General features: G+C 45.6%; 10 protein-coding genes. 7 read left to right on the top strand and 3 right to left on the bottom strand.

The annotated features are described in order from the left end of the window. Positions 1-77 precede the first annotated feature (77 nt). Genes minC through minE form a run of 3 tightly spaced genes read left to right on the top strand, consistent with a single transcriptional unit; the run spans position 78 to position 1960 of the window. A complete protein-coding gene (minC, locus tag QVA83_RS14085; RefSeq protein ID WP_287498609.1) occupies positions 78-860 on the top strand; it encodes a septum site-determining protein MinC in 783 nt (260 codons plus the stop codon). Positions 861-890: 30 nt separating this feature from the next. Further along, on the top strand, positions 891-1700 hold the full coding sequence (minD, locus tag QVA83_RS14080; protein ID WP_039218970.1) for a septum site-determining protein MinD: 810 nt from the start codon (positions 891-893) through the stop codon (positions 1698-1700). Then, entirely contained in the window at positions 1700-1960 is a 261-nt protein-coding gene (minE, locus tag QVA83_RS14075; protein WP_014950572.1) for a cell division topological specificity factor MinE, read from the top strand. The genes minD and minE overlap by 1 nt, the downstream gene beginning before the upstream one ends. A gap of 48 nt (positions 1961-2008) precedes the next feature. On the opposite strand, the gene QVA83_RS14070 is transcribed toward minE, so the two are convergent. Next, positions 2009-2842, bottom strand: a complete 834-nt coding sequence (locus QVA83_RS14070) for a polyphosphate kinase 2 family protein (RefSeq protein WP_287498608.1) — start codon at positions 2840-2842, stop codon at positions 2009-2011. Between the two features lie 248 nt (positions 2843-3090). On the opposite strand from QVA83_RS14070, the gene erpA reads away from it, so the two are divergent. Continuing rightward, positions 3091-3435, top strand: coding sequence for an iron-sulfur cluster insertion protein ErpA (gene erpA, locus QVA83_RS14065; protein ID WP_014950570.1), 345 nt, complete (start codon positions 3091-3093; stop codon positions 3433-3435). Between the two features lie 191 nt (positions 3436-3626). Continuing rightward, positions 3627-4199 carry a glutathione S-transferase family protein gene (locus QVA83_RS14060; protein ID WP_014950569.1) on the top strand — a complete coding sequence of 191 codons (573 nt, stop codon included), beginning with the start codon at positions 3627-3629 and terminating at the stop codon, positions 4197-4199. A 72-nt stretch (positions 4200-4271) separates the two neighbouring features. On the opposite strand, the gene QVA83_RS14055 is transcribed toward QVA83_RS14060, so the two are convergent. Beyond that, positions 4272-5264, bottom strand: a complete 993-nt coding sequence (locus QVA83_RS14055; protein ID WP_287498607.1) for a D-2-hydroxyacid dehydrogenase — start codon at positions 5262-5264, stop codon at positions 4272-4274. A gap of 155 nt (positions 5265-5419) precedes the next feature. On the opposite strand from QVA83_RS14055, the gene QVA83_RS14050 reads away from it, so the two are divergent. Both QVA83_RS14050 and QVA83_RS14045 read left to right on the top strand, forming a co-directional pair. Further along, the gene (locus QVA83_RS14050; RefSeq protein ID WP_061486474.1) at positions 5420-7231 is read left to right on the top strand and encodes a trans-sulfuration enzyme family protein; all 1812 of its coding nucleotides are present in this window, start codon (positions 5420-5422) and stop codon (positions 7229-7231) included. A 201-nt stretch (positions 7232-7432) separates the two neighbouring features. Beyond that, positions 7433-7879, top strand: a complete 447-nt coding sequence (locus tag QVA83_RS14045; RefSeq protein WP_014950566.1) for an SRPBCC family protein — start codon at positions 7433-7435, stop codon at positions 7877-7879. A gap of 100 nt (positions 7880-7979) precedes the next feature. Here the strand turns inward: QVA83_RS14045 and QVA83_RS14040 are convergent. After that, positions 7980-9076, bottom strand: a 1097-nt coding sequence (locus tag QVA83_RS14040) for an alkene reductase (RefSeq protein ID WP_287498606.1), incomplete at its 5' end; no start/stop codon positions are given.

Genomic DNA, 9076 nt, shown 5'->3' with positions numbered 1-9076 from the left:
ACACTAGCGCTAATAGGTTTTGCTTATTGTCATGGCTAATTGCTATGAGGAAAGTGACGCCTTTTCGGGAAGAAAAAATGACAGAAACTTGCTTTCGCATGAAGGGCACTACGCTCACCAGTATTGTGTTAGAAGTAATAGATTTTGAGCCAGATAATTTTGAAGCTCAGTTATCTCAGAAGGTCGCGAGCGCGCCGCAGTTCTTTACCCGTTCCTCACTGATTTTACATTTGATAAAGCCTTTATCTGCTACAGAGTTCGAGCTGCTGGTGGCGCTATGTCGTCGACTGCAATTGCAGCCCATGGCCGTGAAAGGTGAGGTGGCAGAGCTGAAGCCTACCATCAATGATTTGGGGTTAGCCGATGTAAGCCAAAGCAAATTTACAGACAGCGCCCTTCGTTCGCACAAAGTGAACGGTAGTGAAAACAATAACGGAAGCGTCGAAAACCCTTCTCAAACCGCACAACAAGATCAAACCGTTTCTGCGCCGCCAAAAAGTGAACCGGCTCCTGCAGTCGCAACCACGCTCAAACCTGCCAAAGTAATTAACCGTCCGGTACGTTCTGGTCAGCAAGTCTATGCCGAAGGCGGAGACTTGGTGGTTACGGCTTCTGTAAGCGAGGGGGCTGAGCTGCTTGCCGATGGTAATATTCATGTTTACGGCACGTTGCGTGGACGGGCATTAGCTGGCGTAAAAGGCAATACGGGAGCCCGTGTATTTTGCCAGTCGTTAGACGCGGAACTTATTTCAATTGCAGGGCAATTCATTATGCACGAAACCGTGAAAGGTGAATGCTGGAAAAAACCTGCACAAGTATATTTAGAAGAAGAAACATTACGTATAGAGCCGTTGGCTTAATGCTTTGTACGCACTAATAGGAAAGAATAGATGGCAAAGATTATCGTAGTAACCTCAGGAAAAGGTGGTGTAGGCAAAACTACATCGAGTGCAGCAATAAGTACGGGACTTGCGTTAGCAGGCCACAAAACGGTAGTGATAGACTTCGATGTGGGCTTGCGAAACCTTGACCTCATCATGGGGTGTGAACGCCGCGTTGTTTACGATTTCGTAAACGTCATTAATAAAGAGGCCTCACTTAAACAGGCACTAATTAAAGACAAAAGAACGGAAAACCTTTTCATTCTTCCGGCATCACAAACTCGCGATAAAGACGCGCTTACCGTTGATGGTGTGCAGGCCGTATTAGATGAACTTAAGAAAGACTTTGAGTTTATTATCTGTGATTCGCCAGCGGGGATTGAGCAAGGCGCACAGATGGCCTTGTATTTTGCTGATGAAGCCATTGTGGTTACTAACCCTGAAGTGTCGTCTGTACGCGATTCAGATCGTATTTTGGGTATTCTTCAAAGTAAATCGATGCGTGCAGAAAAGGGCGAAGCGGTTAAAGAACACCTTTTGTTGACCCGTTACAACCCAAGTCGTGTTGAAAGTGCTGAAATGCTAAGTGTTGCAGATGTTGAGGAGATTTTGGCGATTCCACTATTGGGTGTTATTCCAGAATCTGAAGCTGTGCTGAAAGCATCTAACCAAGGTCAGCCGGTTATTCTTGACGAAGAAGCTAATGCAGGACAAGCTTATGCTGACGCTGTAAAACGTCTGCTAGGCGAAACTGTTCCACATCGTTTCCTAGAAGCAGAGAAGAAAGGGTTCTTTAAGCGTCTGCTAGGAGGGAAGTAATGGGAATTTTCGACCTGCTCAAAAAGAAGCAAAAGCCAAGCACCGCAGCGGTCGCCAAAGAGCGGTTACAAATCATTGTTGCGCACGAACGTAAAAAGCGAACAGAGCCTGATTACTTGCCAATGATGCAGCAGGAAATTATTCAGGTAATTCGCAAATACGTGACGATTGCTGACGATCAAGTATCAGTACAGCTAGACAATAACGATGATTGCAGCGTACTTGAATTGAACGTGACTTTGCCAGACAGCAATAACTAAGGCTTAATCGCTTAATTAGTTATGACTGCCTGTCAGCGTTCTTTCACCTTAGTCGCTCATTAGATCTTCATCGACATCTAGTTGTTTGGAGGCTAGCGCGATTAAACGCTCATCAAGTGGAGGCGGAGAGATATCTACGCCTTCACTGAGTTTGTCGATAACGGCGTCAAGTACGTTAACCCTTGCTTGCCACTTAAACTCTCCGTTAATTACATGCCATGGCGCATAACACGTATGGGTATGCTTGAACATGTCATTTGTAGCTTCTACGTAGGCGTTTCGCATCTTGCGGTTATGCAAGTCTTCTTCGGTTAACTTCCAGCGCTTGAAAGGATTGTGCAGCCGCTCTTCAAATCGCTCGCGCTGCTCGCTTGACGAAATATGCATAAAGAGTTTGATAATACGAACCCCGCTGTCACTGAGCGTTTTCTCAAATGCGTTTATTTCTTCATAACCGCGCTGCCATACCTCTTCATCAACCAACTTATCTACTCTTTCTACAAGCACTCTTCCGTAATGTGAGCGGTCAAATATTTTAAGTGTGCCAGGGGAGGGGATGTGTTGCCAAAAGCGATAGAGAAAGTGTTTGTCTTGGTCTTCTTTTGCGGGCTTTGCCACAGGAAATACACTCACGCCACGAGGGTCTAATTTCTCAGTAATACGCCTTATAGCGCCGCCTTTCCCTGACGCATCCCATCCTTCAAACACAATGAGTGCTCGTTTTTTCTGATGAAAGTAAGATTGCTGAACGTGAAAGAGTTTTTCTTGCTGTTTCACTAACGCGTCTTTGTATTCTTCTTTGCTCGTAAAGCGAGACTGTCCGAAATCGTCAAACAGCACTGGGGTGGAAGAAGGTAATTGGGAATTGTCGGTTGTACTCATATGCCGCCCCTTTATTCGTGTATCGTCAATATTTTAGATACGTTGACCACACTGCTATTTTCTATCCGTTAGTGTTAACTAGTTTACTTAACTTTTCTATCTCAACGTGTCACTTAACAGAAATGCCGTTAATGTGCAGTAACTTGAATCGTTAAGTTTTGCCCCAATAATTGCTAACTATCCGCAAGTATTAGATAATTGCGACCAAGCACAAAGTGCGAAAGCACGAGGTTAATGTAGAGGTGGGTATGTCTGTAGAAACGGCGTTGCCAATTGAGTTTTCAGACGCTGCAGCAGCGAAAGTGAAAGCCCTTGTTTCAGAAGAAGAAAATCCTGATTTGAAATTACGTGTATACGTAACAGGTGGTGGTTGTTCTGGCTTCCAATATGGTTTCACGTTCGATGAGAAGGTGAACGAAGGCGATATGACCATTGAAAAAGACAGCGTAACTATGGTTGTCGACCCGATGAGCTTACAATACTTGGTCGGTGGCATTGTCGATTATGTAGATGGTCTGGAAGGTTCACGGTTTTTAGTTCAAAACCCAAATGCCACGACGACTTGTGGCTGTGGTGCAAGCTTTAGCGTTTAAGGGCTTAAGCTATACACTACTACGCTTTTTAAGCGTTGAACGTTCAGCTTTGAGCGCTTGATGTTAATACGATAGGCATACATCGCATCATTTTGTATGCCTGTCGGTTGTCTTGTTCTTAACACTTCCTTTTATTTTCAAATTCCGGCTACACTGATTTCATAGAACGACTACGGTTTAGGACAGCGTTTATGAAATTATATGGCTCCACCACTTCTCCCTACGTGCGCCGCATTCGCATCGTACTTGCGTCTACAGAACATGAATTTCTTAATCTTCAAATTTTTTCAGGTGAAGATCGCGAGTTGCTCGCCTCTCGCAACCCTACGCTTAAAGTGCCTTGTCTTGAAGATGACGGCCAAATGATTTTCGACTCTCGCATTATTTATAACTACCTTGCCGATAAGCTTGATCACGAAGGGTTAAGTTGGGAAGAAGAGAATCAACTAACCCTGATTGATGCAGCTAACGACTCCTTTGTTCAGCTTATGCTGCTGAAACGTTCAGACTTTGATATTAGCGAAGACAAAATGTATTACCGTCTTCAAAACGAGCGAATTGAAGCTGTGTTAGATGCGCTGTCAAACCAGCTTGATGCGGGTGGATTTAGTGGTTGGACTTATCCCGAAATCTGTTTGTACAGCATGATTGACTGGGTACTTTTCCGTGAGCTACACAGCATGAAGGATTATCCTCAGCTGTTATCGTTTCATGAAAAGCACCATGATCGCATTGAGATAACGGCAACTGACCCTAGAATTTAAGCGTCAGCGCAACCAGCTACAGACAGGTTGTATTTTAGCCTTGAATGGATGACGAGAAGGGCTATTTAAACACTAATAGCCCTTTGCAAAATCAAACTGGTAATTAAGCGATTCACCGTTGATGTAACGCAGCGCATTCTCTAAAAACACGTCGGCTACGTCGCTTGGCTGTGATTCCGCTGCAGTGTGAGCGGTTACTGAAATACGAGGGTGCTGCCAAAACGAATGAGCTGGGTCAAGAGGCTCGTTACGAAAGACGTCCAATACTGCATGGGCCAATGCGCCGTTGTCTAAAGCTTGCAAGAGCGCATCGTCGTCAACCGCACTGCCTCGCCCTGCGTTAATAAATACACTGTGGGGTTTCAGCGCACTAAAAAATTCGTGAGAAAGCATGTTTTGCGTAGATGGCGTGTCGGGCATTAAATTCACCACGTGGTCACATGCTCTGGCAAACGCTTCGATAGTGTCGGGTGTATAAACAGCATCGGCACCTTCCACTGCTTGCCCGCTTCGGGTAAAACCCACAACGCTCATACCCAATGCGTGAGCAACGGGGATCAATGCTTGCCCAATACTGCCCAGTCCAGCAATGCCAAGCGTTTGACCATTTAGCGGCATTCGCTTTGATGCTTCCCATATTGGCTGAGCGGCACGCTGGTTTTGCTCAAAAGCCTTTACGTTTCTGGCATGCCCAAGCAAGTAAGCAAAAACATACTCTCTCATGAGTTTACCGAAAATTCCCTTTAGTCCGGTAAGTATGTAGTTCTTCTTATCGGCATTTAGAAGGGGAGCATTGCCTGCCCAGGTAGACTGACACCAGGTGAGTGCTGAACATGTATCAATAATTCGAGACGCAAGGTCGGGGTCTGCAAGCAGTACCGTAACGGCTTCTGAATTTACATCTTCAGGGCATTGAGCAATTTGTTTAAGCGTTAAAAGCGGGTGGCCATCAGCGCCTATGAAGTCGTTATTATCTGCTATTCTTTGGCGAATCGCTTCGGCAATATCATTCGCCTCATCGCTCAAAATAGTCAGTTCAATCCTCTTTGAACTCCTTGCTGTCATTTGCTTAACACTCCTAAAGTAAACTTTTCTTTCCTCTGTCTGACTGCACAATCGTAATGCCAGTTGTTCTAAAAATGTGATTTAAGTTTTACATTTTTGTAAACAGTGTTGGTGTCATGTACATGCACCTGAAGTCAATTTGCAACGGAATCGCTATGCAGTCAGAAAACAAATTCCAAAACTCAACAGATGTTGATGTAACGCACGCTAAGGTGCTTTCACCTAAGCGTAACACGACCCAAGCCGAAACAACGCAGGCTTTAGTTGAGGAACAATTATCTCATTTCGGTATAAATGCTGAGAGCGACTACGGTAGGGCACTCGCCAACACCGCTCATCACTTATATGGTGCTCAAGCAAGCGTTATGCAGCTATGGGATATTACGAGTAATACGCTACAAGGACTTGATAAAGAAGACAGACTGGCTTATTTCAACGCTAAAAAGTTTCTGTCTTTTCAAATTGCGAAGATACTGGATACGTTGCAAAACCCATTTCGTGCCACGTACCAAAGTTTGTCGAGTGGCAATGGCTCGCAAGGGCACTATCCACTGTTCGACAATGTCACGGCACTTTTTTCTGCAACACCGGTGGTGGTAAGAACAGCGACTTATGTGTATGCCTGTACTGAATGGGTCGACGACGCGTTTCAAGGCAAAGAATTTACTCACCAAATTTATTCACGTCTGTTGAACCCAACGAATATTTCCCTTGCTAACGCCATTGTGGATATGGAAGCGGGTCCTTACGCTGCCGAATATCTAGCCTGGAACTTCAACTCGGGCATGGCTGCCATTGATGCGTGTTTATCAAATGTTCTTAGTCATGGCGATGTACTGATTGTTTCGAGGAACGTGTACGGCGGAGTGTACCAGCTACTTCATGATTATTTCGCCCGCAGCAACCGAATGGACATACAGATTGCGTGGTTTGACGGTTATGACGCACTGAGCTTTGCAGAGTTCATGCAGCAAACTAAAACTGAACATGCATCACGCTTAAGCAATGGCGCAAAAATGCATGTCTATCTAGAATCGCCTTGCAACCCACACGGCTACGTACTGGACGTGCCTGGGATCTGTGAATTAGCGCATGCACAAGATGCGTTGGTAATGTTGGACTCCACCCTTGCTACACCTGTACTGCACCAGCCACTTCAGCATAAAAACAAAGCTGCGCGACCAGACTATGTCATTCACAGCTACACCAAAGATTTGTGTGGCAGTGGCGCAACTACAGCGGGCGTGGTGATTGGTGAAGGACACCGTATGTTCCAGCCAAAAGGCAGTTCAGCAAATGGTGTTGATTGGTCACAGACTATGTTCTGGGATGTTTACTACATTAAAGGCGCGTTCTTAGATTCTGAAAAGGCCTTTGATGTACTAAACGGCATGAAGACATTGGAGCAGCGTATGATGACCAAGGTCATCAATACGCAAGTGTTTACTGCATTTTTGAATGCCCACGATCAAATTCGCGTTAACTGTCACGCACTGCCTGAACACAGTAATGCCGGTTTGCGTGAAAAGCAGCATACACACGGCTGGCCGTGTACTTTATTCACGGTTGATATGGCGCCGGCAAACCTGCCTCGCGATGTATTTGTGCGGTTCTTCGATGCCCTAGAGCCTGCATTCAGCCACCAAGTGAGTATTGGCCAGAATAATACGATAATTTTATGCCCAGCGCTGACCTCTCACTCTGAGCTTAGCTCAGACGAGCAGAAGAAAGCAGGGATAGAACTGACCACTATGCGTATCGCCATGGGTACCGACAACGTTAAACAGCTCATTGCCCACTTTATGCTAGCCGCCAAACATTTTATCGAGCCTCATGCTCCTGGATTTTGTGAGAAGTTTATGGCAAATGCCGACATCGACAATCTGTATTTGTCGGTAAGTGAAAGAGTAAGTTCACAGCACTTTGGCAGCAAGGCCAGTATGGATTCACTGATGAAAGGTGCATAGGTTCATTTTTTAGCTCAAGAAGTTGCTTTGAGCTGTCGATAAAAAATATTGAGGATGTTCTCCTTCTCCCGGGCCTTTCCTTACGCGGGCTCGGGATTTTTTTATTTATAGCAAAGGTAAATGACGCTAGAGCGCCTAACTTTTGTTATAAGGTAAGATAGACACAGATCTTTAACGTCAAAGAATATCTAAGGCAGCCTTATGCACGAGTTTAAAATTGATGTAACGCTAGATGCATCATTGCCCTTTGTTTTTGCAGCATTTCACGAGCCTGAATATCTTAGTGAGTGGTTTGCACCGGGCGATTGTTCGGTCACACAAATCATGAGTGATTTCAAGGAAGGCGGTCGCTATCGCATAAAGATGATGGATCCCAGCGGTATTGAAATGTCATTAACTGGTGAGTATGTGACTATTTTAGCGAACGAGCAGCTGTCGTTTTCCTGGGCGTGGGAAGATGATATGGAAGAGTCGGTGATGACATCAGTAGACATTCACTTCGAAAAGACCGAAGAGGGGAATGTAAGGTTGGTGCTCATTCAGCAGGGCTTTCTCAATAAGCAAGAGTGCGATCAGCACAACTACGCGTGGATGTCGTGTCTAGAAAAACTTGCCGTATTAGCCGCTAAGAAAAAGTCGTTTAACTAAGGCCATACTAAAATAGTGAGAACGCGTTAGCATTACGCATCGTGTTATTTCAAATAACGCTTTTGAAAAGGGCAGAGCGCTAGGCTCTGCCCAAAGACAATCAGGTCAGCGAAGTCATCGCGTCCTTCCCACTCTTCTCGCGGTAGGTTTCAAAATCGTTGTAGCCTTCAACACCACCTCCGTACCACGATGATGGATCGTCAAAGGACTCGAGAGGGTAATTATGCTTAAATCGTGTCGGAAGATCTGGATTCGTGATCCAAGGTCTTCCAAACGCAATCATGTCACCATCGCCATCAGATAAACGTTTCTCGGCTTCTTCTTTGGTGTAGCCACAGTTTCCAATGATCATACCGTCGAATAGTGCTCTAAATTCAGCAAGGGTCATGGCTTCGCCTCGTTCATGGAAGCCAAAGGCCAAGCCATCCATTACGTGTAAATAACCTATCTCCAATTTGTTTAGCTGTTGGGCAACAAAGGTAAAGGTTTCATGAAAATCATCGGCCCCCATATCGTTAAACACCCCGTTTGGCGATAATCTCACGCCAACGTGCTCTTTATCCCACACGCTCAATACTGCATCCATCACCTCGGCCAAAAAGCGGTAGCGGTTATCGACACTACCACCATAATTATCGGTGCGCTGATTGCTGCGGCTATCCAAAAATTGATTGATGAGATAGCCATTTGCAGCATGAACTTCCACACCGTCGAATCCGGCTGCCTTGGCGTTAATGGCCGCTTTTTTGTAGTCTTGTACTGTGCGTTTTATATCGTCAAAGGTCATCGCCTTCGGCACTTCGTAGGGCTTCTTGCCTTTAGGCGTGTGAATTTCGTCCCCTTCAATTTTTATTGCTGATGCAGACAGGGGCAAATTTCCATTGTGGAAATCGCTGTGTGATGCGCGTCCAGTATGCCAGAGCTGCAAAACGATTTTTCCCCCTGCCTCGTGCACTCTATTGACCACCGAGCGCCAGCCCTCAACCATGTCGTCAGTATAAATTCCGGGGGTATCAACCCAGCCAATACCTTCTTCTGAGATGGCCGTCGCTTCAGTGATAATTAGCCCTGCATCAGCACGCTGAACATAATGATCGCCCATAATTTTATTGGGTATGCGATCGGCGCCTGCTCTGCCTCTGGTCATTGGCGCTAACACCATGCGATTTTGCAATGTATTAACGGCCCAATCATACG

It is taken from the genome of Alteromonas sp. AO-Serp, from assembly GCF_017849675.1.
In the GTDB taxonomy this organism is placed as follows: Bacteria; Pseudomonadota; Gammaproteobacteria; order Enterobacterales; family Alteromonadaceae; genus Alteromonas; species Alteromonas macleodii.
Note: the sequence above shows the minus strand (reverse complement) of the source record. Positions and strands in the feature narration are given on the sequence as shown.

Excerpts from the sequence above, each read along its gene's own strand:
- QVA83_RS14050 (WP_061486474.1), top strand. The coding sequence starts at position 5,420 with ATGCAGTCAGAAAACAAATTCCAAAACTCAACAGATGTTGATGTAACG.
- QVA83_RS14070 (WP_287498608.1), bottom strand. The coding sequence starts at position 2,842 with ATGAGTACAACCGACAATTCCCAATTACCTTCTTCCACCCCAGTGCTG.
- minD (WP_039218970.1), top strand. The coding sequence starts at position 891 with ATGGCAAAGATTATCGTAGTAACCTCAGGAAAAGGTGGTGTAGGCAAA.
- QVA83_RS14055 (WP_287498607.1), bottom strand. The coding sequence starts at position 5,264 with ATGACAGCAAGGAGTTCAAAGAGGATTGAACTGACTATTTTGAGCGAT.
- QVA83_RS14045 (WP_014950566.1), top strand. The coding sequence starts at position 7,433 with ATGCACGAGTTTAAAATTGATGTAACGCTAGATGCATCATTGCCCTTT.
- minC (WP_287498609.1), top strand. The coding sequence starts at position 78 with ATGACAGAAACTTGCTTTCGCATGAAGGGCACTACGCTCACCAGTATT.
- minE (WP_014950572.1), top strand. The coding sequence starts at position 1,700 with ATGGGAATTTTCGACCTGCTCAAAAAGAAGCAAAAGCCAAGCACCGCA.
- QVA83_RS14060 (WP_014950569.1), top strand. The coding sequence starts at position 3,627 with ATGAAATTATATGGCTCCACCACTTCTCCCTACGTGCGCCGCATTCGC.
- erpA (WP_014950570.1), top strand. The coding sequence starts at position 3,091 with ATGTCTGTAGAAACGGCGTTGCCAATTGAGTTTTCAGACGCTGCAGCA.